This is a genomic window from Anaerorhabdus furcosa (assembly GCF_900167375.1).
Lineage (GTDB): Bacteria > Bacillota_I > Bacilli_A > Erysipelotrichales > Erysipelotrichaceae > Anaerorhabdus > Anaerorhabdus furcosa.
This window is the reverse complement of the sequence record NZ_FUWY01000007.1, coordinates 87,096-110,840: the sequence shown is the minus strand read 5'-3', so window position 1 is coordinate 110,840 and position 23,745 is coordinate 87,096. Positions and strand designations below refer to the sequence as shown.

At 33.8% G+C, this 23,745-nt stretch carries 24 protein-coding genes and 2 tRNA genes; 6 read left to right on the top strand and 20 right to left on the bottom strand.

Annotation, left to right across the window (positions count from 1 at the left end):
- Positions 1–4: 4 nt before the first annotated feature.
- The 11 genes from B5D14_RS10585 to B5D14_RS10530 form a co-directional block, all read right to left on the bottom strand.
- The gene (locus B5D14_RS10585) at positions 5–853 is read right to left on the bottom strand and encodes a prephenate dehydrogenase (RefSeq protein ID WP_078712604.1); all 849 of its coding nucleotides are present in this window, start codon (positions 851–853) and stop codon (positions 5–7) included.
- Positions 846–2,120, bottom strand: coding sequence for a 3-phosphoshikimate 1-carboxyvinyltransferase (gene aroA / locus B5D14_RS10580; protein ID WP_078712603.1), 1,275 nt, complete (start codon positions 2,118–2,120; stop codon positions 846–848). Before aroA ends, B5D14_RS10585 begins: the two co-directional genes overlap by 8 nt.
- Positions 2,110–3,135: a 3-deoxy-7-phosphoheptulonate synthase gene (gene aroF / locus B5D14_RS10575; RefSeq protein WP_078712602.1), complete on the bottom strand. Its 1,026-nt coding sequence runs from the start codon at positions 3,133–3,135 to the stop codon at positions 2,110–2,112. Before aroF ends, aroA begins: the two co-directional genes overlap by 11 nt.
- On the bottom strand, positions 3,132–4,382 hold the full coding sequence (locus B5D14_RS10570) for a shikimate kinase (RefSeq protein ID WP_159443790.1): 1,251 nt from the start codon (positions 4,380–4,382) through the stop codon (positions 3,132–3,134). The genes aroF and B5D14_RS10570 overlap by 4 nt, the downstream gene beginning before the upstream one ends.
- Positions 4,379–5,491: a chorismate synthase gene (gene aroC, locus B5D14_RS10565; protein ID WP_078712600.1), complete on the bottom strand. Its 1,113-nt coding sequence runs from the start codon at positions 5,489–5,491 to the stop codon at positions 4,379–4,381. Before aroC ends, B5D14_RS10570 begins: the two co-directional genes overlap by 4 nt.
- Positions 5,488–6,501: a 3-dehydroquinate synthase gene (gene aroB, locus B5D14_RS10560; protein WP_078712599.1), complete on the bottom strand. Its 1,014-nt coding sequence runs from the start codon at positions 6,499–6,501 to the stop codon at positions 5,488–5,490. Before aroB ends, aroC begins: the two co-directional genes overlap by 4 nt.
- A gap of 242 nt (positions 6,502–6,743) precedes the next feature.
- Positions 6,744–7,376: a TlpA family protein disulfide reductase gene (locus tag B5D14_RS10555; RefSeq protein ID WP_078712598.1), complete on the bottom strand. Its 633-nt coding sequence runs from the start codon at positions 7,374–7,376 to the stop codon at positions 6,744–6,746.
- A 1-nt stretch (position 7,377) separates the two neighbouring features.
- Entirely contained in the window at positions 7,378–8,211 is an 834-nt protein-coding gene (locus tag B5D14_RS10550; protein ID WP_159443789.1) for a prephenate dehydratase, read from the bottom strand.
- Between the two features lie 619 nt (positions 8,212–8,830).
- Positions 8,831–9,262: a hypothetical protein gene (locus B5D14_RS12440; RefSeq protein ID WP_200804810.1), complete on the bottom strand. Its 432-nt coding sequence runs from the start codon at positions 9,260–9,262 to the stop codon at positions 8,831–8,833.
- Positions 9,263–9,359: 97 nt separating this feature from the next.
- A complete protein-coding gene (locus B5D14_RS10535; RefSeq protein ID WP_078712595.1) occupies positions 9,360–9,860 on the bottom strand; it encodes an NUDIX domain-containing protein in 501 nt (166 codons plus the stop codon).
- Positions 9,861–9,870: 10 nt separating this feature from the next.
- Positions 9,871–10,383: an HAD-IIIA family hydrolase gene (locus B5D14_RS10530; RefSeq protein ID WP_078712594.1), complete on the bottom strand. Its 513-nt coding sequence runs from the start codon at positions 10,381–10,383 to the stop codon at positions 9,871–9,873.
- Between the two features lie 81 nt (positions 10,384–10,464).
- Here B5D14_RS10530 and B5D14_RS10525 point away from each other — a divergent pair.
- Positions 10,465–10,551 (top strand) — tRNA-Leu (locus B5D14_RS10525).
- Positions 10,552–10,596: 45 nt separating this feature from the next.
- Here the strand turns inward: B5D14_RS10525 and B5D14_RS10520 are convergent.
- The 7 genes from B5D14_RS10520 to B5D14_RS10490 form a co-directional block, all read right to left on the bottom strand.
- A complete protein-coding gene (locus B5D14_RS10520) occupies positions 10,597–10,989 on the bottom strand; it encodes a hypothetical protein (RefSeq protein WP_078712593.1) in 393 nt (130 codons plus the stop codon).
- Positions 10,986–11,540, bottom strand: coding sequence for a phosphatase PAP2 family protein (locus B5D14_RS10515; protein WP_078712592.1), 555 nt, complete (start codon positions 11,538–11,540; stop codon positions 10,986–10,988). Before B5D14_RS10515 ends, B5D14_RS10520 begins: the two co-directional genes overlap by 4 nt.
- 77 nt (positions 11,541–11,617) lie before the next feature.
- On the bottom strand, positions 11,618–12,052 hold the full coding sequence (locus tag B5D14_RS10510) for a cytidine deaminase (RefSeq protein ID WP_078712591.1): 435 nt from the start codon (positions 12,050–12,052) through the stop codon (positions 11,618–11,620).
- A gap of 50 nt (positions 12,053–12,102) precedes the next feature.
- Positions 12,103–12,633 carry an NUDIX hydrolase gene (locus B5D14_RS10505; protein ID WP_078712590.1) on the bottom strand — a complete coding sequence of 177 codons (531 nt, stop codon included), beginning with the start codon at positions 12,631–12,633 and terminating at the stop codon, positions 12,103–12,105.
- Positions 12,634–12,828: 195 nt separating this feature from the next.
- Positions 12,829–13,791 (bottom strand): hypothetical protein, encoded by a 963-nt coding sequence (locus B5D14_RS10500; RefSeq protein WP_078712589.1) that lies wholly within the window; start codon positions 13,789–13,791, stop codon positions 12,829–12,831.
- Between the two features lie 99 nt (positions 13,792–13,890).
- A tRNA-Ser gene (locus tag B5D14_RS10495) sits at positions 13,891–13,978 on the bottom strand.
- A 43-nt stretch (positions 13,979–14,021) separates the two neighbouring features.
- Positions 14,022–15,488, bottom strand: coding sequence for an NAD(P)H-hydrate dehydratase (locus B5D14_RS10490; protein ID WP_159443788.1), 1,467 nt, complete (start codon positions 15,486–15,488; stop codon positions 14,022–14,024).
- A 108-nt stretch (positions 15,489–15,596) separates the two neighbouring features.
- Between B5D14_RS10490 and B5D14_RS10485 the strand changes: the two genes are divergently transcribed.
- Entirely contained in the window at positions 15,597–16,316 is a 720-nt protein-coding gene (locus tag B5D14_RS10485; protein WP_159443787.1) for an HAD family hydrolase, read from the top strand.
- Between the two features lie 26 nt (positions 16,317–16,342).
- Here B5D14_RS10485 and B5D14_RS10480 read toward each other — a convergent pair whose 3' ends face one another.
- Positions 16,343–16,834 carry a hypothetical protein gene (locus B5D14_RS10480; protein ID WP_078712586.1) on the bottom strand — a complete coding sequence of 164 codons (492 nt, stop codon included), beginning with the start codon at positions 16,832–16,834 and terminating at the stop codon, positions 16,343–16,345.
- Positions 16,835–16,891: 57 nt separating this feature from the next.
- Here B5D14_RS10480 and B5D14_RS10475 point away from each other — a divergent pair, with 57 nt between their 5' ends.
- Positions 16,892–18,460 carry an NAD(P)/FAD-dependent oxidoreductase gene (locus B5D14_RS10475; RefSeq protein ID WP_078712585.1) on the top strand — a complete coding sequence of 523 codons (1,569 nt, stop codon included), beginning with the start codon at positions 16,892–16,894 and terminating at the stop codon, positions 18,458–18,460.
- Here the strand turns inward: B5D14_RS10475 and B5D14_RS10470 are convergent.
- Positions 18,457–20,373 (bottom strand): aconitate hydratase, encoded by a 1,917-nt coding sequence (locus B5D14_RS10470; RefSeq protein ID WP_078712584.1) that lies wholly within the window; start codon positions 20,371–20,373, stop codon positions 18,457–18,459. The genes B5D14_RS10475 and B5D14_RS10470 overlap by 4 nt on opposite strands.
- Before the next feature lie 120 nt (positions 20,374–20,493).
- Here B5D14_RS10470 and B5D14_RS10465 point away from each other — a divergent pair, with 120 nt between their 5' ends.
- Genes B5D14_RS10465 through B5D14_RS10455 form a run of 3 tightly spaced genes read left to right on the top strand, consistent with a single transcriptional unit; the run spans position 20,494 to position 23,739 of the window.
- On the top strand, positions 20,494–21,819 hold the full coding sequence (locus B5D14_RS10465) for a citrate synthase (protein ID WP_078712583.1): 1,326 nt from the start codon (positions 20,494–20,496) through the stop codon (positions 21,817–21,819).
- Entirely contained in the window at positions 21,816–22,811 is a 996-nt protein-coding gene (locus tag B5D14_RS10460) for an isocitrate/isopropylmalate dehydrogenase family protein (protein WP_078712582.1), read from the top strand. The genes B5D14_RS10465 and B5D14_RS10460 overlap by 4 nt, the downstream gene beginning before the upstream one ends.
- A gap of 28 nt (positions 22,812–22,839) precedes the next feature.
- On the top strand, positions 22,840–23,739 hold the full coding sequence (locus B5D14_RS10455) for a diacylglycerol/lipid kinase family protein (protein ID WP_078712581.1): 900 nt from the start codon (positions 22,840–22,842) through the stop codon (positions 23,737–23,739).
- The last annotated feature ends 6 nt before the right edge of the window (positions 23,740–23,745 follow it).

Sequence of the window (23,745 nt, the reverse complement as noted above, 5' to 3'; positions counted from 1 at the left end):
CCTCCTATTTATCGAATAATTTTCTTCTCGTTGTTGATTGAATAAACAATCTTTTCATTTCCTCGATATCTTCAGTTTCTAGTGTATCACGAAAGCGTTTCATTTCATCTAGAAAATCATCAATTTCTTTGAGTAAGTAATCTTTATTCATGATAAATAACTCACTCCACAAATTTTCATTGATTTTAGCAATACGAGTTAAATCTCTAAAGCTATCTCCTGTATAATCAACAAGATGTGTATTGTCATTGGTATTCATTAAACTCACCGCAATAACATGGGTTAACTGTGATAAAAACGCAATCATTTCATCATGTTGACTCAGTGATAACTCAGTTGTGCGATTGAAACTTAGTTCTTTGGATAAATCCTTTACAAACTCAATTGCTGTATCTGTATTTTTATCGGTTGGTGTTACGATGAAATTTGCAGGTTTGAAAATATTAGGATCACTATATTGAACACCACTTACTTCTCTTCCTGCCATTGGGTGACTTGCAACAAATTCTAAATCAGGACGAAGAATTGATTGAATCTCAGGTACAATTCCGCGTTTTACTCCCGTTACATCGGTAATGATACAACCTGACTTAATTTTATCTTGGTACTGCTTCATCCACTTAACAACGACATTGGGATAAAGTCCAAGTACAATGCAATCTACATCGAGAAGTTGATTTGTCGGTGTAACACCACCCTCATCTATCCAGCCTTGATTGAGTGCATAATCTATACTCTCTTCATTGATATCAATCGCTGTGACATAAAATCCATTTGCTTTTAAACCTTGGGCATAAGATCCTCCCAATAAACCTAATCCTACAATACAAAATCGTGTGTCCTTACTAATCATCGATTTTCTCTACCTGGATTCCTAGTGACATTAAATCTTCAAAGAATCCTGGATATGACTTTCTAATTGATTGTGCATCATCAATGAGTAGAGGTTGTTTTGCACACGTAGCTGCAATCGATAATGCCATAACAATGCGATGATCATTGTGACCATGTAGTTCACTGTTACATTCAAAAGCGCATGGTCCTTTAATTGTCATCGTATTTTTTGTCGAAGAGAAATCAACACCACACTTCAACAATTCATCTTCCATTGCTTGGATACGATCACTCTCTTTAATTCTTAAACGGCCTGCATTGACAATATTTGTCTCACCTTGCGCAAAACTTGCACATGTTGATAAGATTGGACCTAAGTCAGGGCAGTTATTTAAATCAATCATACATCCTTTTAAATCAGCTTTATGGAAACGATAGCCATCTTCAAGCACATCTATCTTAACTCCCATATCTTTTAGTATAGAGACGATTTGCTTATCTCCTTGTAGTGAATTGGTATTTAACCCAATACAATCAAGAGGACCTTGCAGAGCTCCTAAAACGGCATAAAAACCAAGTTGTGAAAAATCACCTTCAACGCGTGTGTCTTTTGCAAGATAAGATTGATTACCCGGAATATGGATGGTTGTATCATTTACGAAATGCGCGTACACATTAAAATGCTTCATCATTTGCAATGTCAAATCCACATAAGATCTACTTTCGAAAGGTGGTTCAATTTCAATTACTGAATCCATTTTTAATAAAGGCAATGAAAATAATAATCCTGATATAAATTGTGAGGAAACATTTCCCTTTAATTTATAACGTTTACTTTGGATTGAACCTTCTACTTCTATTTTCCCTGTATCTTGTCTAAAATGAAGACCTTGTTCATCAAAGATTTGTTGATAGATATCTTGTGGTCTTTCCATTAAACGCTTTGTACCGGTAAAAATAATTTTCTTATTTGTTAATGAAAAAATAGGAATAAAGAATCGCAATGTAGAACCTGATTCATTGCATTCAATTTCTGTATTTGTGATTTTCCCTAAATCTTCAATTCCTTCAATTTCAACATAATCATCAAATTGTTGAATCTTAGCACCTAACTTTTTCATTCCATCTAATGTTGTTTGAATATCAACACTATAATCAACATTCGTGATGACACTTTTACCTTTTGCAAGTGATGCACACACAATCGCACGATGAGCCATTGATTTACTAGGAGGTATTTCAATGACTCTATTTGTGAGATTGGACGGAGTTACTTTAACCTTCATAAACAGAGCGACCAATTGCTTCCGCGACCTTCTTGCATTTTTCTACAACTTGTTTAAATTTTTCTGGTTTAAGTGATTGTTGGCCATCTGACCATGCACATTCTGGATTTTGATGAACTTCGATAATTAATCCATCAGCCCCTGCTGCAATTGCTGCAAGTGACATACTCTCAATTAATTTCCAGTCTCCTGTTGCATGAGAGGGATCAATAATAATCGGTAAATGTGTTTTTTGTTTAATAATAGGAACAACACTTAAATCAAGTGTATTGCGTGTATATTTTTCAAATGTACGAATACCACGTTCGCAAAGAATTACATTTTTATTGCCACCTGCCATAATGTATTCTGCTGACATAATCCACTCTTCAATCGTATTCGCTAAACCTCTTTTTAATAAAATTGGTTTATCTAGTTTTCCTACTGCTTTTAATAAATCAAAGTTTTGCATATTACGTGCACCAATTTGAATAATATCGACATACTTAACAAACTCATCAATTTTATCTGCACTCATTAATTCAGATACGATAGGTAATCCTGTTTTTGCACGTGCTTTATCCATGCAGATTAATCCTTCTTCACCCATACCTTGGAAAGCATAAGGTGATGTTCTTGGTTTGTATGCACCGCCTCGCATCATACATCCACCTGCTTCTTTTACTTTTTCTGCTACTTCAACCATCATTGATTCACCCTCAACAGAACATGGTCCACCAATAATAACAATTGGATTTTCTCCACCTACTTGGATTCCATTTACATCCACAACAGTGTCCTCTGGGTGAAACATTCTATTAGAAAGTTTATAGGGTGCGGCGATACGTTGAACATTTTCTACCCATTCATTTGCTTGAATGCGTTTTTCATCTAACTTTGCCGTATCGCCTACTAAACCGAACACATTGAAATTTTGTCCAGTAATCATATTTACTTGTAAACCTTGTGTTTCAAATTGGTGAATTAATTTATTTATTTCGTGCTCCGGAGCACCTTTTTTTAATGTTATTATCATTTTGTTTTCCTACTTTCTAAATGGGTTCTTATTTTATTTACTATCTCTTCAACAGAGTTGTTGTTTTCAATTCTACAATCCGCTGCTTCTTTATAGATCGGATATCGCTCTAAATAAAGTCTTTTCATTGTTTCATCATCTTTACATAGTGGTCTATTTTGATCTGATTTAAGAAATTCTAAGTCACGATCAATCCAAATAAGATACCCCTTCTTTTTAAGATGCTCAATATTTTTACTATTTTTGATAACGCCACCCCCACATGAGATAACACGACCCTCATCCATGCAATGATCAAGTACACATTCAGCTTCAATTTCTCTGAATTTATCCTCTCCACTTTCTGCAAAAATTTCTTTTATTGTTTTACCTGATTTTCTAACGATTTCTTCATCCAAATCCACAAAAGGCAAATCAAGTTCTTCACTTAATATTTTAGCGATTGTCGTTTTACCCGAAGAAGGCATTCCAATAAATACTAGATTCTCTTTTTTGCTTTTAATCATGTGATGTACATTTTCTATATCCTGATCACTCAGAGTTTTATCAACAAAGATTTCAACAGCTTGTTTTGCTTGGGCAACTAGCATCTCTAATCCACCCACCGTTTGAAGATTTAACTTTTCTGCATCAATCATTAATTTAGTTCTTAGTGGATTGTACACAATATCCACAACACTTTCTAAGTGTTTGAAGTTTTCAAGTTCAATTGGACTTGCATCATGTTTTGGTGACATGCCTACAGGGGTTGCATTGATTAAAACTTCAATGTCGTTATGTTGTTTGTATAACTCTTCATACGATATGGATTCATCAGAACTTTTTCTTGATACAATGATGATTTCTTTTGCACCCATATCTTCTATGACTACCTTGACTGCTTGCGTTGCACCACCATTTCCAAGTATCGCAACTTTTTTATTTTCAATCATGACTTTGTGATGATTCAACATCCACCAGAATCCATAATAATCCGTATTGTATCCAATTAATTTTCCATCTTGATTGATTACTGTGTTCACTGCTCCTATTTTCTTAGCTTTCTCATCCAGTTCATCAAGATAAGGAATGATTTGTTGTTTATAGGGAATAGTCACATTGATTGATACAAAGTTTTTTTCTTTCATAAATGAATCAAAGTTATCAGGATGAAGCTCAACGATTTCAAATGGATAACCACCCAATTTTTCATGAATTGGTTTTGAATAACTATGCCCTAAAGGGTAACCAATTAATCCACGCTTCATTTCTTTTCTCCTTGAAACCATACCATGCCATATCTTTCCATCAAACAATCCACAAGTGTAATAGCTGCCATACTATCAACGACAACACGTGCACGGTGAATAATTGCAGGATCATGACGTCCTTTTATTTCTAAATCAACATTTTCTTTTGTATTAAAATTCACTGACTTTTGATGCTTCGCAATCGATGAAGTCGGTTTAACTACTGTCTTAAACAAAATTGGCATACCATTTGAAATACCACCATTGATACCACCATTGTTATTTGTTTTGGTTACTATATTGCCATCGATTACTTCAAATTCATCATTGACCTCAGACGACATTTTATCTTTAAATCCAAATCCCAATCCAAATTCAATTCCTTTCACAGCACCTATACTGAATATCGCATGTGATAATCGACTTTCAATTGAATCAAATGCTGGTTCACCTATTCCGGCAGGCATTCCAATTACACAGGTTTCAAGTACACCACCAACTGCATCAAGACTCATTCGAGCTTCATCAATTCTTTGAATCATATCTTCTTTTTTATCTTCATTTATTATGGAAAATTCTTTTTGATTAATTTCTTCAATTTGTTTTTTACACTCTTCAATCTCTGTTGAGAAGGAATCATCAACAATCGTATGTAGTTGTTTAACATGTGTTCCAATTGTAATTCCTTTTTCTTTAAGTATTTGAATAGCGATAGCTCCTGCTGCAACCAGTGGTGCTGTAAGTCTTCCTGAGAAATGACCACCACCACGATAGTCTTGGAATCCTCCATATTTTACATTTGCGGCATAATCTGCATGAGATGGTCGTGCAACATCTTTAATCTTTAAGTAATCTTGAGAATGTTGATCTCCATTGTAAATCAACATGCAACATGGTGCTCCTGTTGTTTTATCTTCAAAGAGTCCACTTACAAAGTTGACTTCATCTTTTTCACGTCGCTGTGTTGAGATAGTTCCTTTTGGTTTTCTTAGAAACATTTGATGATCAAATAATTCTTTATCAATTTCAATTCCTGCAGGTACACCATCCAAAACAACACCGATAGCTTCTCCATGAGATTCACCAAAAAGTGTGACTCTAAATAAATTTCCTATTGTATTTTTCATTCGCAAACCTCCTTTGCTATTTTCTCTACATCTTGAATCGGAATATCTTCCAAGATGGCTTCTCCAATTCGAGGAACTCGTATTACAGTAATTAATTCACCTTTCGATTTTTTATCACTTGCAATATATTTTCCTACTTCTTCACTTTTTACTTTTGCATGCGTTGGACAACCCATTTTAATAAGTATTTTCCTAGTACGATCTTGTATCTCTTGATTATCTAAAATCGCAATCATTCCTAATCCTACGCATTCACCATGATAATACCCTTCAAAGTGAAGTGCACTTTCAATACCATGACCTACTGTATGTCCAAAGTTTAATATTTTTCTTAGACCCATTTCTTTTTCATCTTCTTCAACGACTTTTCGTTTCACTTCAAGAGAGCGTTCTAGAATTTCATCAAGATGATCTAAATAATCATCTCTTTCAAAGAGTTCAAACAAGATTTTATCTTGAATTAAACCCGCTTTTAACGCTTCTACTAAGCCATTATAGAAATGACGGGTTGGTAATGTAGTCAATACGTTTGGATCAATAAGAACGAGTTGTGGTTGCCAAAATGCACCCACACAATTCTTAATACCCATCATATCAATCGCAACCTTACCTCCAATACTACTATCAATTTGAGAAAGTGTTGTCGTTGGGATATTAATAAAATCTACTCCACGCATATAAGTTGCAGCAACAAAGCCTGCTAAGTCACCTACAACGCCTCCACCAATTGCTAAGACACAATCACGGCGAGTAAATTTCTTTTGCAACATCATTTTTAAACAATGTTCATAATTCTCCATACTCTTGGATGCTTCACCTTGTTTTAGTATTACCATATTCGCATCTTGTAGTTGATTGCGAACCTTCATGATAAGTTCAGTAGGTACTCCATCATCACTAATTATAAAATAGCGCCTCGTGGTATCCATTACCTTACTCAACTTGTCTAAACATCCTCTTTCCAGTAGAATGTCATAACCTTTTTCACCTAAATTACAATGCATTTTCATACTTTTCCCTCACCAGTCTAAAATAAAAACCATATAGGCAATCTATATGGTTTTATTAAGTATATTTACCATAGATATGCCAAGTCACAAGAAATGGGCAATATCTATTGACATCACCCTGCTATCTAAAGTAATAAAAGAATCCTTTCAAAATATTGTTTTGTTTCATAATCTTTACCTCGAATATAGTCCTATTTTAACATACATGAATATATTTTCAATATTTTTCTGAAAATTATTTACTATTTTTTCATTTTTTGAAAATCTTGTTGCAAAATTGTAGTTAATTCTGCTTTTTCATCTTCTGTCATGACTCTTTCCTTAGCATCGTGGGTATCTAAGGTACCAATATGAGTTTCTACTATTTCACCATCTTTTACAAAGAAGACAAAAGGAACGGATAATCTTTTAACCCCTTCATCGTTTACTGGAAGATAATCACTCACGATTTCTGTAAGCTTAACATAATCTGGATTGGTATCCACACGAATATCGAAACTTGAATCTGTTCCTTCAGGTCGCACATTTACATAATGCACAGCATACTCATTTTCTTTCGCTATATCATTTAGTATTGGTAATAATTCAATACACCAAGGACATGTAGAAAAACCATAGTATAAAACAAAAGTTTTATCACTCTCTAACAGTTCATTTCCTTCTTGCATAGAAATTGAACGGAAAACGTGATCGGTATCCATAAAGTTTTCATAAGCACTCATATCTGCTTTTTCTCCCTCTTCACACTGACTTGTTACATCACAACCAACATTACTACTTGGCTTTCCTGTTTCTTCAGGTGTTGGTGTAGGTGCAGTTGTTGTCGCACATCCCACAAGCAGTAAAGCCAATAATAAACAAACTATTTTTTTCATATTAATCCTCCATCGATTTTCGATATGAACCTAAACATTTCATTTCTACACAATGACCTTTAACTTTCGCAATGACTTCTTGAACAACAGGATTATCAAGGCTACCATCAAAATCAATATAGAAACAATACTCAAACAATCGACCTTGAATTGGTCTAGACTCTAATTTTAACATATTTAGGTGATTCTCTGCGAATATTTTAATCACCTCATAAAGTGCACCTGGTTCATGGTTTACAACAAAGTACATACTTATTTTATTTGCATTCTCTACAATTCTTTCGCCCTTACATACGCAAAGAAAGCGAGTTGTGTTTAATGCATTATCGTTCACATTCTTTTCAAGAATAGGGCAATCATAATATTCTGCCGCTAAATAACTTGCGAGTGCCCCTTTAGTTGGATCATTACACTCCTTAATAAATTCAACACTCTTTGCAGTATCTTGATAAGAAACTGGTTTCATCCATGGATGCGTATTAAAGAAACCAGTACATTGTCCTAAAGCTTCTGGATGACTATAAACTTCTTTAATCTCTTCTATTTTTGAACCCTGTATACCAATTAAGTTTTCTTGTATTCTAACGTTTTGCTCACCAATCGCAAAAACATCACGACTCGCAAGTAAATCATAGGTACGATAAATAATTCCCGTTGTACTATTCTCAACAGGTAAAAGTGCTGTATCTAAAACACCGCTTTCTAAATCATTTAAAATATCAATAAAATTCTTATAACTTCTTTGTTCAATTTCTATATTCTTGTAATACTGACATACGGCAATTTCACTAAATGTACCATGTTCTCCTTGATATCCAACTTTTAATTTTTCCATTCTCTGTCTCCCAAAATATAAATTCATGCTACAATTGTACCATGCAAAAATCAAGTAAATCTAAATTAAATCAAAAATTAATTTCATTTCTACTTTGTCTAAGTAGCTGTTTTATTGTACCCGGATTGACAATATTTCTTGGTTCTAAAGCCAATATGCTAACAAATAATTTTACTTATCTTGCTAATCAGCCACTTACTCAACCCTTATTTATGGTTTGGCTCTTGGTTTCCATACTAACACACGCTTACTTACTTTATACACTATACAAGATTATAAAATTAAAGCCTCAACTTATCCTTATAACATTTATAACGATGTTGATATCCGCTCTTATTCCTTATGAAAAGGGAATTTCATTGATGGGATTTCTTCATGTTGCCACTGCCTATCTAGCTTTTATTTTATATAATCTTTGTTTATATAAAATTGCTTCCATGACTAGTTTTTACGCAATCAAACAACTTTCTATTTTGTACAGTCTCTATCTTGTAATGATTGGAATCTGTTTTTCTATCACCATGTATTATGGAAGTATTAATGGATTAGTTGAAGTCATATTTTGTGTAACAACACCCATTCTACTCTATTTAATAAAAAGAAAAGTCGCCAAGGCGACTTAGTATTTGTTACGTTCAGGACTTAAATTATCTACATAATAGCGAACAGTTAATGAATCAGCTATTTTAGTTTTTACAGTTGGTTCAACAATAAATGCATCACCTTCAAGCATACAATCTAAAATTGCTTTACAACATGCTTGAATGTTGTTTACACCTGCTTCACACTCAGTCAACAAGTCACCTGCATTCACTTCAATATAAAGCCAATTCATGTGATGTGCTTCCCATTTCTTCCAGTTAATTACATCGATGTAATCTTGCATCGTTTTTTTAGTTACTTTTTCTTTTTGTGCAGCTTTTTTAGCTGGCGCTTTCTTTTCTGTAACTTTCTTTTCTGCAACCTTCTTTTCTGTCACCTTCGCTGCCTTTTTAGTAGGTTCTTTCTTAGTAGTTGCTTTTGCTTTTTTAACTTCTTTTTTTTCTGCCATTCTAAGTACCCCTTTCCCATCACGATGCCTCTGTGATTAGTTATATTATATCATTCTTTTTTTGAGAATTGTAGAGGTATTAATCAAGAGCAGTAAGTTACACCAACATCTTCTTTATCACAAAATCCATTGCCTCTTTAAACATAAGAAGTAACCACTCTTCATCAAAGGATTTTCTCATCTCTTCTTTGCTTAACCATTTGAAGCTAATCGTTTCAGTTTCTTGTAGTGATATTTTATTTTTATCACCCTCGTAAATTGTGTAATAGACATAGTATATTGTTTTATATTCAATTCTTACTGATCTTTCAATAAATATCATATTATGAGCGACGATCCCAGTTTCTTCCTCTAGTTCTCTAAATGCTCCCTCTAAAATTGTTTCCCCTTGAAGCACACTACCGGATGCCCCTGGCTCATAATAACCCGGAAACTCTTTCTTATCCAATGACCTTTGCATTAGTAAAAATTCTCCATCATTCGACGCAACAATTACAATGACTTCTATATGATACACACCTACTGGTATTGGCTCTCCCCGTATTAATGTTAAGTTTAGAGGATTACACACACAATCATAGCCATCCCATTTCTCCATAAATATACCTCTATTTCTTCTTGATATAATTTCTTAAATCATTCAAATTCTTGATATAAAATGAATCTTCCTTTAAGGCTAAGTTATTTGTATAGAATGGTAATTTCATTGTATTCGCTAATTGTTTATCACAAAGACTATCACCTACATAAAATGAGTTTGATAAATCAATACTTGGATATTTTTGTAGTGCTTGCCTAATCAATCCATCTTTTGGTTTTTTGCAACTACAAGCTTCACTATCATTATGAGGACAATAAAACGTATCTAAAATTGTTATCCCTTCTTTTTTTAATCGATTTAAAAATAGATTATGAAATTCATGATACTGCTTCTCTGTAATAATTCCATCTTGGATAATGTATTGATTTGTAATGATGATAATCTGATAACCTTGGCTTAAAATAAATTTCAGCCCCTCAAAACTTCCTTCAAGAAATTCTGGTTCCTTCACTTTTGCCCACATTTGATTAGGATAATCTAAATTAATTGTTCCATCACGGTCTAAGAAAGCAATCTTCATCTTTTCACTCCTTTCGCTACTTTATTGCAACGATTTCAAGTTGATTTTTATGATTTCATAAGGTACAATATTAAAGCACATGCCCTAGTGGTGAAATTGGTAGACGCAACGGACTCAAAATCCGTCGGTAGCAATACTGTGCCGGTTCGAGTCCGGCCTGGGGCACCATTTTGTACTTCAACCTGTATCGATTGATGCAGGTTTTTCTTTTACTTATTTATTAGGTATAAATTGGTATTCAATATTTTTATTCAATACATAGACCGAAGCTATATTAGAAGTTGATTCATCATCTGACCACTCAAAAGTATCCAATGGCAAGATAATTTCTCCATTGTAGATAATCGAATCAGTGGACAATGAGTCACAATAAATAAAGTACTCCTTGTCAATAATAAGTTCTTGCTTCGCATCATCTGCATTATAATATGCTTTTTTATCACTTGTAAATTTTAAGGTTTTGTCGGTCTTATCAACATAGAAATCAACTTTCATGTTTTCTATATCCAAAGTGATTACTTTCTTTAAATTAGTTGGACTTGATTCGCATCCAAAGAGTTGGCTAACAAGGACAATACAAATCAAGATCTTCATCATTTTTTTCATAAGTTAATTTCCTCACTCTTTTTAGATTTATTCAAATCAATTTTCTTTAGCACATAATCTATAAACTTAGATGCACAAATACCGATAAGAGCACCTATGAGAATATCGCTTGGATGATGAACATTCAAATATACTCTTGAAAATGCAATACATGCAGCTAACACATAGGAACCTATAGTAACCCATGGCTTAATCTTTGTAAGTGATGAGGCTACTGCAAATGAGGTAGCACTATGGCTTGATGGAAATGAATATGATGTTGGATCGTGTATAAGTGATTGCAAATGTTTATTCTCAACAAATGGTCTTGGTCGTTTTACAATATTCTTCAAAATAATTTCACTGATAATAAATGTTAAAAGTAAAGAAAAGAATATTTTTTTTGATCTCATTTTATCTTTCTTAAATAAAAAATAGATGATCAACAATATTGCCCACAGCAACATCAAATCACCCACATGAGTAAAAAACTTCATAATAAAAGTCATCATCTCCGATTGTAGATGATTTTGAATCCATTCCATAATTTGTAAATCAATTTGAGTTATCATTGTCTTATATTACCTATGGTTTTTAAGTAGGTTTGTCCACCCACTATACTTAACTTCCTTTGATGTATTTCCATCTGTTATTCTTCAAAATGCTCTAATTCTTCTGCTGGATAAGCATCTGACCAATGATGAGGTTGAAGTTTTGATAATTCTATGAATTTAAGTTGATGGTCACTTGTAGTAACACCCACCAAAACATCTTTTCCCCAATAGCGCAATCTCTCTTGGCAAATACCACAAGGAGATAAAACTTTGAAGGATGACTTTTCATCATCACGTACAACACATAAACAATGAGTTACTTTCTCATTAAATTTATGAGCATCGCACATTGCACCGACTTCTATACATAACTGTGCACTTCCATTTGCTGTTTCTAATGCAACACTTGAATAATAATTATCGTTAGCAGTATGGATGACGGCAGCACCACCCCATCCAACAGGATAGCGACTTTCAATCAGTTCAATCGCCATTTGATACATTTTATTCTCAATTGCTATGTTTTCCATGATAATCCTTTCTGCTTGAATTGAATCATAAAAATGATTTCTAATTCAATCTACTGATGATCGACTGTTTGCTGACATCCATATTGTTTTCTTATATCAAAAAGCAATTGAATGAAACTTTTATAGTAGGGAATAAATGTACCTTCATCTATCTTTTGATATATTTCATCTATAGAAGACCATTTTACTCGCTGAACTTCTTCATATTGTAATTTTAACTTTTCAGTATCAACTTCTTTTTCAATCAAGTATACATCGTCAAAACCTTGATCAAAATTGATTGTTAAGTGAGGACGGATATTTTGCAAATCAATTTCTAACCCGATTTCTTCAAATAGCTCTCTTTCTATTGCCCTTTGACTACTTTCACCTGATACAGCACTTCCTCCAACAGTTATGTCCCACATATTTGACCATCCTGATTTAAATGGTTGTCTTTGTTGAATTAACATTTCATTTTTTGAATTAAAAATACAGGCATGAACTACTAAATGATAGGAATCATTTTCAAATTCATCTCCTCGAATCATCGTTTTATTTGTCTTTGTTCGGTCACTGTGATATACATCCCATAATTCCATGCTCTATACCTCCCAAGCAAATATAATCTAATTTACAATATATCATAGTTTTAGATACAGAAAAAGACATACCATTTTCTAAGTGGAAAAAATATGTCTTTTTTGAAAAAGCGATACAAAAATGCTATTTTGAATTAGAGTAAGATTCTACTCAATTCGTATGTCTTGGCCCAATGGGGCAAAGGCGCAAAAGGCTCATATGCCTGCCCGCAATAAAATTTGGCTACAAAGATAGGTTAGGTATGGGGATGGTTGTTTCTTTTGCCCAAAATCCCAACCCTTAAACTTTTGATATACAGATTCAGGTGTAAATAAACCGTTCTCATCCTGTTTGGATTTTATAATCATAACCATTTCAATAAAGCGCTTGTCATTTTTTATATTTTCAAAGCGACTTAAAACATCAACAACACTCACAATATCATACCACATAGCCGGGGCTTTCAGCTTTCTAAAGTCTGTCCCCATATAAAACATATAGGGATGCTTTTCCAAGCTGTTTTCCCACAAAGAAAGAAAACTCAACGCTATTTCTTCAGCAATCTTACTATTTTTATACTGCTCAATATTAGAAAGTAGTTTTAGCATCATCAGTGTAGCAAAGGGACAGCAATCGTCTTTTCGACCCGGCCCTCTAAATTTTCCATGTTCTTTGGAAACAGTACAGGGGAAGCCGTCCTGTGTGTGAAAATTCAGAAGATACTCAACACCTGGCTTAATATGTTTATCGTAGTCAACACCTGCTTTTAGCAATAAAAGAAGTAACAGAGGCGCATCACACAAACACCAGCCAAAGGTATTGTCTCCACTACCGCCGTAATGTTTAGGAATATTAGTCAGTGACTGATAAACACCGTTTTCATCAATATGTGCCAAAATTTCATCCACACCCGCCTGTATCTCCACAACGTCCGTGTCAAACCCAAGCTCTAATAAAAACAGCAGTTTGTGCATAGTTAAGTCAGGGTTTTTATGATTACTTACAAGACAGCTATGAAAATTCGAAACATCTGTAAGATATTCCTTGATTTTCGGGTCACATAACGCCTGCTGTCTTAGCTCTTTTAAGCTATCCTTGTTTTCTTGTAAAACATTTATTTTGACCGCATATTTTAACCACGTTTCACCATTTTCGAGGATGAAATCAATACAACTCATAGGGTGCCTCCTAACTGTGGTAAATATAAGCAGACTATCTACCATCTCGCTTAGAATACAACAAAAAAAACATCAAAGCAAGAAGCCTTGACGATTTGTTGGCGAAGAGCGTGGGATTCGAACCCACGGTAGCTTGCACTACGCCACCTTTCCAAGATGGTGCCTTCGACCGCTCGGCCAGCTCTTCGTTTGCCTATATATTATACATGAAGAGTTCCTCTATGTCATGACTAACATTGATCAAAATAAAATTGTTCAATTTCTTGTTTTAAATCTTCAATTTGAATCATACGTTGATGATGATTTTTAAGCGCTAGATCTGCTGCGTGACCATGTAACCATACAGCTAGGATAACCGCCATAAAAACATCTCTCTTCTGTGCTATAAACCCTGTGATTAAACCTGTAAGGAAATCCCCACTACCCGCTTTTGCAAGACCTGCATTTCCTGTTTGATTTATATAGACTTCACCTTGGCTTGATACAACTAAAGTATGTGGTCCCTTTAATACAAGTGTTACATGATATTCCTTTGCAAATTCTTTTGCAATTTCTAGTTTGTTTGTTTTTAATGATTCAAGTGACATTCCAATTAAATCCGCAAATTCTTTTAAATGTGGTGTCAAAATGACTTGGGTTCTTACAAGTTTTAAAATATAAAGATTGTTTTGAAGACAACGTATTCCTTCAGCATCCAATACAACAGGACATGTGGATTGTTGAAGAAGTAATTCCAATATTACTTTTTTACTATCTAGATAAGTTGCACCACTTCCAAAAGCAATGCATTTTACTTTGGGCAATACTTCTTTTAATACAGAGCCAACCGTATCTAGTGTAAAAGGATGAAATACAGGTGTTATTTCCTTCGTCGCAAGAATTGGATAAATTTTCTCATCACAAGCAACATGAAGATAACTTATTCCGCTTGCTTTTGCTCCCAATATGTTAAGACAAGTAGCTCCTGCCATGCCATAACATCCACCCACAATCAAAGGTATGCCTTCTTGACCTTTGTAGGCATCTTCTTGAATTCTTGGAAACTCTTTTACAAACTGCTCTTGTGTCATTTCAACAAGTTCAGAGTGATCACATTCTTTTATGTCGATGGGGATAACAATGCATTCATCAAACAAGTGATGATCTTTACGCAAAACATGTATAATTTTTTTATATCCCAGTGCAAATGTAATATGCGATTTGAGTGCATCACAAGCAATGTGTCCAGTATCTGCCTCTGCACCACTGTTGATATCAATTGAATACTTAACTGCTTTTGACTGATTATATTGAACAAACACTTCTTTACATTCACTTGGTATTTCAAACTTAAAACCAAATCCAAACACTGCATCCACAAGAACATTTGCATTTTCAATACTATTAAAAATATCATTCTTCTTAACAAAGATTTTCTTTGGTAACTTTTTCATATTTTCTTGTGATTCAGGTGTTGTTAGCTCTGAATACAAAGCAATTACACTTACATGATAGTTAGAATCCAAAAGATATCTTGCTAAGACAAATCCATCTCCTGCATTGTTTCCTTTACCACATACAATCACTATATTTTCATGTTGTTTGTGACGATTCATGATTTCAATTGCGAGTTTAAAACCAACTTGCTCCATTAATTCGAAATTGGATAAGCCTGAATTTTGTTCACATTGTTTCATTGTATTTACAGTCACAATCATAGTCATATCTCCTTTTTTATTTTAGCATGTTCCTAAAAGGAAGACTATGTTTTCATTGAGTAAAGCTTATTTTCTCGATATAATAATTACATAGAAGCGAGGAAGATGATGAAGAATAAAATTGTAATCTATGATTTTGACGGAACGCTTACCCCTTATTCAGTTCCAAAAATTGAACTGATGGATAAAATTGGTTGTACTGCTCAAGAATACGAAGAAAAGATGAAAGCTTGGCTAGCATTGAATCCAACCAAAGATGTTTTTGATGCTTACTATATAACTTTCCTAAATGTTTTAAAGGAGTATGGTTACCCATTAACTGATGAAACATTTGCTATGGGTGGTAATCTTAACGATTATAATCCTGGTGTTATTGAATATTTTGAAGACATAAAAAATCTTACGAAAAACTATTTAGTAAGTTCTGGATTTAAAGTACCTTTACAACATTCAGGAGTTGCGAAATATTTTGATGAAATTTATGGTACTGTATTTAGCTATGATGAAAACAAAACAGCAACTGGTATTGCTTATGCAATGAATGATCGTCGTAAAGTTGATAAGATTAAAGAAATTTGTGCATTGAATCATTTAGATGATTTGAATTTAGAAAATGTAATCTATATTGGTGATGGTTTAACTGATGCTTATGCAATGAGTTTTGTAAAAGAACACGGTGGATTACCTATCTTTGTTTATCAACCTCATGAAAACTTAGATGCATTCAATGAATTAAAAAACAAAGGCATTGTGGATCACGCCTTTGTTGCAGATTATTCTAGAGATACTGATTTATACAATACAATCCTTGAATTTTTACATAAGTAAAGCTATCTTACGATAGCTTTGTTTTTTTACTCTGGTATGTATTCGCCAACATCAGCGCATGAGAAACCACCATCATCTTTATCTTTTAATGTTTTACCTTCAACTGTTAGGTAGAATGGTTGATCATGATCAATATAGTACACGCCTGTTTCAGCAGGAATAGAAAGTGATATTGTATCTCCATCCTTTAAGTAAGTACCTTCAACAAACACCATACCTGTACAAGCATTCACATTGGATGTGAAATTACCATCTTTCATAAAAGTTAGAGTTGTAGGTGAGTTATCTGTATTTTCGATAAATGTACCTTGAATATAAGTATCTCCAATTTCAAGATCTTCTTTCGGCATCATTGTTTCCTCAGGCTTTGGTGTTGCCGATGGTCCTTCCATTGGCTTCTCAGTCGAAGTTACCGCTGGGGTAGGCGTTGGGGTAGTTTTATTTTCTTCAGGTTTACTGCTACATCCAGCAACACCCAATACTATAAGCGATAATAATATTAGAAATGTCTTCTTCATATAAATTCCTCCATATCTATTGTTATTATACCATGCTATAATGTTTTGGGTGATAATATGCTTTTAATAAATCAAATCAAGTGCACCTTAGATGATGAATGCACTAAAGAAACAATTTCAAGAAAAATTGGTTGTCCAATACAAGATATCATTTCTTTCAAAATCAATAAAGAATCTATTGATGCACGTAAAGATGAAATCCATTTTGTATATACAGTCCAAGCAGATGTTAAAAATGAATCAAGATATATCAAACGTAAAGATGTAAGCCTCTATGAGCCTACACCTTATGTTTTTCCTACACTAGATAAACCGATAACGCATCGTCCTATTGTTGTAGGATTTGGTCCCTCAGGCATGTTTGCAGGATTATACCTTGCAGAAGCTGGTTGCAAGCCAATCATCTTTGAACGTGGTAGTGCAATTGAAAACCGTATACATGATGTAGACGCTTTTTGGAATGAAGGAATTCTTAATACTGAAAGCAACGTTCAATTTGGTGAAGGTGGTGCAGGTACATTTTCTGATGGTAAACTAACAACACGCATCAAAGATCCTCGTGTTACTAAAGTAATCGAAGAATTAATCGAAGCTGGTGCTGATGAAGATATCGCTTATGTGGCTCATCCGCATATTGGTACAGATCAACTTCGTGGTATTGTAAAAAACATTCGAAACAAGATTATTCAATTAGGTGGTGAAATTCACTTTAATACAAAATTTGAAAATCTCATTCTATCTGACAATCAAATTGTAGGTGTTCAAGCAGGTGGCATAACGTATGATACAGATACTGTCTTCTTATGTGCAGGACATAGTGCTAAAGATACATATGAATCTCTTTATAATCAATCAGTTTATATTGAACCTAAAGGTTTTGCAGTTGGGTTAAGGGTTGAGCATAAACAAGACTTCATCAATCACATGCAATATGGTAGCCATGCTAATCATCCTCGACTAAAAACTGCCGAGTATCGTATTACTCATACTGCAAATAATGGCCGTGGTGTTTATAGTTTCTGTATGTGCCCTGGTGGCTATGTAATCTCTAGTTCAAACAATGAGAATACGATTGTGATTAATGGAATGAGTGAACATGATCGTAATCAAGAAAACGCAAATAGTGCTCTTCTTGTTCAAGTTCATCAAGAAGACTTTTATAAAAATTCTCCTTTTGATGGTTTTAACTACCAACACGAATTAGAAGCAAAAGCATTCCAATTAGGTAACGGACAATACAAAGCTCCAATTCAACTTGTTTCCGATTATTTAGAAAACAAAGTCACAACAGAATTAAAAGGAGTCACTCCATCCTATTCATTAGGAACAACATTCGCTAATCTTCAGGAGTTATTTAGTTCTGAGATAAATGAAGCTATGGTTGAAGCATTAACCTATTTTGAAAAAAGAATGCCTGGATTTTCTTCTGGTGATGCAGTCTTCACTGGTGTGGAAACAAGATCAAGTAGTCCAATCCGTGTATTACGCAATGCCCAATTAGAAAGTACAAGTACACCAAACCTCTACCCATGTGGTGAAGGTGCAGGCTATGCAGGTGGTATTGTATCTAGTGCTGTTGATGGATTACGTTGCGCAGAACAATTCATAAGAAAAATCAGTTATTAATTCATAACTGATTTTTTTATTGTATTAAGTAATCCACCATTTTTAATAGTATCTATTTGTTCACTTGTTAAGTTATGCAAAACTTTAAATGATGTTCCTTTTGTTTTATTGTTAACGACAAGAGGTTGATCCACTTCTAAATTTGCAACATCTACAAATTCCAATTCATCCAATAAATCAATTGCATCCATATCGTGTGGATTTTCAAACACTGTTGGAATAATTCCAGAATTAATTAGATTTTGTTGATGTATTCTTGCATAGCTTTTTGCAATAACTGCATCTATACCTAAGTACATAGGAGCTAGTGCCGCATGCTCTCTTGATGATCCTTGACCATAATTATCACCTGCAACAATAATACCCCCATCATTTGCCTTACAACGAGAATAGAAATTCTCATCAATTTGGCTAAAGCAGAATTCACTAATTTTCTCAATGTTGCTTCTGTATGGCAAAACTTTAGCACCAGCTGGCATAATATGGTCAGTCGTTATATTGTCCTCGACTTTTATCATCACTTTTTTATCAATTGTAGATAAAGGTTCTTTTGAAGGTAAGTCCTTAATATTGGGACCTTTTTCAATAACTTTTGACTTATCACGGGTTGGAACAAGAATCATTGAATCATCAATGATGTATGTCGCTGGCATCTGTGCTTTTTCAAATTCTATGTCCATTGGATTTGTAATAACACCTGCAATTGCTGAAACAGCTGCAACCTCTGGTGAAACTAGATATACCCCTGCACTCATCGTACCACTTCGTCCATAGAAGTTGCGATTAAATGTACGCAGTGACACTGCATCTGATTTAGGTGATTGTCCCATACCGATACATGGACCACAAGTTGCTTCTAATACACGTGCACCACTTGATAAAATATCATTAAGTGCACCACATTTCGCAAGCATTTCTAAAACTTGTTTAGAACCAAATGAAATGGATAAAGATACATCTGAATGAACTTTCTTTCCCTTTAAAATATTCGCAACTGTACATAAATCAGTGAATGAACTATTTGTACATGAACCAATACAAATTTGATCCACTTTCTTTCCAACTAAACTTGTTACCGTCTCAATATTATCAGGAGAATGAGGTGCCGCTACTAATGGTTCAAGTTCATTAAGATTAATTTCAATGACTTCATCATATATTGCATCTTCATCCGCTACAATTTCAATATAATCTTGCCCACGTCCTTGCTTCTCTAAGAATATCTTTGTTTGGTTATCTGATGGGAAAAGAGAGGTTGTAGCACCTAGTTCTGCTCCCATGTTGGTAATTGTACTTCTTTCAGGTACAGAGAGTGTATCAATGCCTTCACCACTGTATTCTAAAATATTTCCAACTCCACCTTTTACACTCAAAATTTCAAGTACTTTTAAGATGATGTCTTTTGCTGCAACTCCATGTTTTAATTTCCCGGTTAATTTAATATTTATAATCTTTGGCATTTTTAGTGAAAATGGAATTCCTGCCATTGCACAAGCTACATCTAAACCACCTGCACCTATTGCAATCATTCCCATTGCACCACCCGTTGGTGTATGAGAGTCTGATCCAAGTAATGTTTGACCTGGCTTATCAAATCGTTCCAATTGAACTTGGTGACAAATTCCATTCCCTGCTTTTGAATAGTAAACTCCATAAGCATCAGCCACAGTTTGTAAATAACGATGATCATCTGCATTCATAAAACCATTTTGAAGGGTATTATGATCAATATAACTAACAGAACAATCTGTTTTCACCTTATCAATTCCCATTTTTTCAAGTTGCAGATAGGTCATTGTCCCTGTTGCATCTTGTGTTAGGGTTGTATCAATATGTATTTTTATTGGTTCTCCCTGTATCATTTGACCTTCTACAAGGTGTTTTTCTAATATTTTATAAGCTACACTTTTCATGATTTACCTCCAGCTAGAAAAAATTATATCATGATTTTTATAAATATCCATTTCCACCTGCCAAAGAATGCACATTTATCTCACTTTGTGTTAAACTATACACAATTAGGAGGTTTTTTTATGGACAAAAAAATACTTGAAATCTTTGATAAATCGATTGTAGATAACGATATCTCTCATGATTTATATTCGACATATAATGTAAAAAAGGGCTTGCGTAATGAAGATGGAACTGGTGTATTAATTGGTCTAACTAGAATTGCCGATGTTGTTGGCTATCAAAAACTAGAAAATGGTACAAAAATTGATGCTGAAGGTGAATTATATTATCGTGGTATTGAACTTGCTGATTTACTAAAGCAAGTTGAAAGTGAACAAGTTGATGGTTTTGAAAGAACTTGCTTCTTAATCCTTTTTGGTTATTTACCAAACAAAGCAGAATTGGATCTTTTCAAACACGAACTTCAACAAGGTTATGAATTACCAAAAGATTTCTTAACTACAAACATTTTAAAACGCCCTTCGAATAGTATTATGAATGAATTACAAAAAGACTTACTTAATTTATATAACGAAGATGAAAAAGCAGATGATACAAGTGTTACCAATACTTTAAAACAAGGATTATCAATCATCGCAAAACTTCCAGAAATGATGATTTATTCATATCAAGCTAAAGCACATTTTATCGATAATAAAAGTTTAATGATTCACCCTGTAAATAAAGACTATGGTATTGCTGAAAATATTCTTCACTTGCTTCGTCCTGATTCACACTTTACAAAAGAAGAAGCTAAGATTCTTGATTTATTATTAATCATGCATGCAGATCATGGTTCAGGAAATAACTCAACATTCTCTAATCTTGTTGTAGCATCAACTGGAACAGATATTTACTCTGCTTTCTCCGCATCCATTGGATCACTTAAAGGTCCACGACATGGTGGTGCAAACATAACATGCAAACAAATGATGGATACCATCATTGCAGAAATCGGTGAGGATGCTAGTGATGATGAAATTAATACAATTATTACACGTTTGCATCAAAAAGATTTCTTTGATAAACAAGGTCTTATTTATGGTTTTGGACATGCTGTTTATACACTATCTGATCCTCGTTGCATCTTACTTAAAGATCAAGCAAGAGAGTTAGCTTTAGCTTGTGGTGAAACTAAGCGACTTGCTTTTTATGAACGTTTTGAAGAATTGGTTGTCAGTTACTTTAAAGTAAATAAAGGGAAAAATATTTGTGCAAATGTTGATTTCTACAGTGGACTTATTTATGACATGTTACAAATACCAGAAGATTTATATTCACCACTCTTTGTAACAAGTAGAAGTGTTGGTTGGTTAGCACATAATATTGAAGAAAAACTATACTGCAATCGAATCATTAGACCTGCAGGTTTATATGTAGGAAAGAAAAAGGAGAGAATAAAATGAAAACAATAACACTATTTGAAGGTGATGGCATTGGGCCAGAAATCACTTCATCAGTTATTCAAATTCTAGAAGCTTGTAAACTACCTTTACAATTCGAAAAATATGATATTGGTCAAACTGCTTATGAAAAATGTGGAGAACTTATTCCAAATGAATCCATCGAATCAATTAAAAGAAATAAAGTTGCACTTAAAGCTCCTGTAACAACACCTATTGGTAAAGGGTTTAGAAGTGTAAATGTTCAACTTCGTATGATTTTTGATTTGTATGCGAATGTAAGACCCGCAAAACTTTTACCAAATATCAAAAGTAGATATGAAAATATTGATCTTATCGTCTTCAGAGAAAATACAGAAGATTTATATATCGGTGAAGAAACAGTGATTAGCCCTGATGAAGTACACGCTATCAAAAAAATTACTCGTAAAAGTTCAGAAAGAATTATTCGTTCTGCATTTGAATATGCTGCAGATCATCATCGCAATAAAGTAACATGTGTTCATAAGGCAAACATTCTTAAAAAAAGTGATGGTTTATTCTTAGAGATATTCAATCAAATAAAAGAAGAGTATCCACAAATTGAAGCTAATGATTTAATTGTTGATAACGCATGTATGCAACTTGTAATGAAACCTGAACAATTTGATATCCTTGTTATGCCAAATCTTTATGGTGATATCTTATCTGATTTAACAAGTGGTTTAATTGGTGGTTTAGGTTTACTACCAAGTGCTCAATGGAATGATGAATATGCAGTGTTTGAAGCAGTACATGGATCAGCACCAGATATCGCAGGTAAAAATATAGCTAATCCTACTGCATTACTATTAAGTGCATGCATGATGTTAGACTATTTAGGATTCCAAACAGAAGCCACTCAAATTCGAAATGCAATCAACAAGACTTTAGAAAACATTGATCAATGTACAAAAGATATTGGTGGTAAATCTTCAACAACAGACTATACACAAGCAATAATAAATAATCTTTGATCATCACAATCTAGGGGAGGTGAGTGAAATGCAGCATGTTTTTATCGTTAATCCATTTACATGTAAGGATAAAACAAATGAATTAATCGAAACGATACAATTCCTTTGTTCTACATTGCATCTTGATCACAAAATAATTAAAACTGATTATGTGGGACATGCTACTGATATCACCAAACAATATAAAAAAGATACCTGTATCTATAGTGTTGGTGGTGATGGCACAGCTTATGAAATCGCAAATGGATTACAAAAGGAATGTTCTATGGCTATAATTCCAGCTGGAACAAGTAATGACTTCTTTCGAATGCTAGAAGTCAAAGACAAAGATATTCACGAAATCATTCAAGAAACAATTGAAGGAAAAACAATTTCGATTGATTATGGATTATGCAATGATAAAGTATTTCTTAATACCACCACACTTGGTCTTGATGCCAGGGTGAACAATATGGTGTGTGAATTACTGAAGAAATCACCTTTACCAAAATTCCTACTTTATGGTATTGCTGCAATTGTTAACATCTTCAATCCACAACCTTTTGAAGCAACAATCACGGTTGATGGAAAAGAAACAAAAATAAGCAGTATCCTTATCGCAATTATGAATGGAAAGTATTATGGAAATGGGTTTTCTCCCACAAAGTACGCAGATATTCAAGATGGACTGTTTGATATTTGTATTGTCCATACAACACCGATTGTAAAAATGTTGTACCTATTACCAAAATACTTTAAAGGCAATACCGAGAACATTAAGGAAGTCTCTCACTTGCATGGAAAAGATATTCACATAAAAGTAAATCGGCCTGTTCATATTCAATCCGATGGCGAAAATTTCATGCAGCGAGAATTACATATCACACTTCAAAACAAAGCATTGCAATTAAGAATACCCAAGTCAGCAAAAGAGTTCACATCACTGTGAACTCTT

Coding starts and splice junctions, on each gene's coding strand:
- B5D14_RS10585 (WP_078712604.1), bottom strand. CDS start 853: ATGATTAGTAAGGACACACGATTTTGTATTGTAGGATTAGGTTTATTG.
- aroA (WP_078712603.1), bottom strand. CDS start 2,120: ATGAAGGTTAAAGTAACTCCGTCCAATCTCACAAATAGAGTCATTGAA.
- aroF (WP_078712602.1), bottom strand. CDS start 3,135: ATGATAATAACATTAAAAAAAGGTGCTCCGGAGCACGAAATAAATAAA.
- B5D14_RS10570 (WP_159443790.1), bottom strand. CDS start 4,382: ATGAAGCGTGGATTAATTGGTTACCCTTTAGGGCATAGTTATTCAAAA.
- aroC (WP_078712600.1), bottom strand. CDS start 5,491: ATGAAAAATACAATAGGAAATTTATTTAGAGTCACACTTTTTGGTGAA.
- aroB (WP_078712599.1), bottom strand. CDS start 6,501: ATGAAAATGCATTGTAATTTAGGTGAAAAAGGTTATGACATTCTACTG.
- B5D14_RS10555 (WP_078712598.1), bottom strand. CDS start 7,376: ATGAAAAAAATAGTTTGTTTATTATTGGCTTTACTGCTTGTGGGATGT.
- B5D14_RS10550 (WP_159443789.1), bottom strand. CDS start 8,211: ATGGAAAAATTAAAAGTTGGATATCAAGGAGAACATGGTACATTTAGT.
- B5D14_RS12440 (WP_200804810.1), bottom strand. CDS start 9,262: ATGGCAGAAAAAAAAGAAGTTAAAAAAGCAAAAGCAACTACTAAGAAA.
- B5D14_RS10535 (WP_078712595.1), bottom strand. CDS start 9,860: ATGGAGAAATGGGATGGCTATGATTGTGTGTGTAATCCTCTAAACTTA.
- B5D14_RS10530 (WP_078712594.1), bottom strand. CDS start 10,383: ATGAAGATTGCTTTCTTAGACCGTGATGGAACAATTAATTTAGATTAT.
- B5D14_RS10520 (WP_078712593.1), bottom strand. CDS start 10,989: ATGAAAAAAATGATGAAGATCTTGATTTGTATTGTCCTTGTTAGCCAA.
- B5D14_RS10515 (WP_078712592.1), bottom strand. CDS start 11,540: ATGATAACTCAAATTGATTTACAAATTATGGAATGGATTCAAAATCAT.
- B5D14_RS10510 (WP_078712591.1), bottom strand. CDS start 12,052: ATGGAAAACATAGCAATTGAGAATAAAATGTATCAAATGGCGATTGAA.
- B5D14_RS10505 (WP_078712590.1), bottom strand. CDS start 12,633: ATGGAATTATGGGATGTATATCACAGTGACCGAACAAAGACAAATAAA.
- B5D14_RS10500 (WP_078712589.1), bottom strand. CDS start 13,791: ATGAGTTGTATTGATTTCATCCTCGAAAATGGTGAAACGTGGTTAAAA.
- B5D14_RS10490 (WP_159443788.1), bottom strand. CDS start 15,488: ATGATTGTGACTGTAAATACAATGAAACAATGTGAACAAAATTCAGGC.
- B5D14_RS10485 (WP_159443787.1), top strand. CDS start 15,597: ATGAAGAATAAAATTGTAATCTATGATTTTGACGGAACGCTTACCCCT.
- B5D14_RS10480 (WP_078712586.1), bottom strand. CDS start 16,834: ATGAAGAAGACATTTCTAATATTATTATCGCTTATAGTATTGGGTGTT.
- B5D14_RS10475 (WP_078712585.1), top strand. CDS start 16,892: ATGCTTTTAATAAATCAAATCAAGTGCACCTTAGATGATGAATGCACT.
- B5D14_RS10470 (WP_078712584.1), bottom strand. CDS start 20,373: ATGAAAAGTGTAGCTTATAAAATATTAGAAAAACACCTTGTAGAAGGT.
- B5D14_RS10465 (WP_078712583.1), top strand. CDS start 20,494: ATGGACAAAAAAATACTTGAAATCTTTGATAAATCGATTGTAGATAAC.
- B5D14_RS10460 (WP_078712582.1), top strand. CDS start 21,816: ATGAAAACAATAACACTATTTGAAGGTGATGGCATTGGGCCAGAAATC.
- B5D14_RS10455 (WP_078712581.1), top strand. CDS start 22,840: ATGCAGCATGTTTTTATCGTTAATCCATTTACATGTAAGGATAAAACA.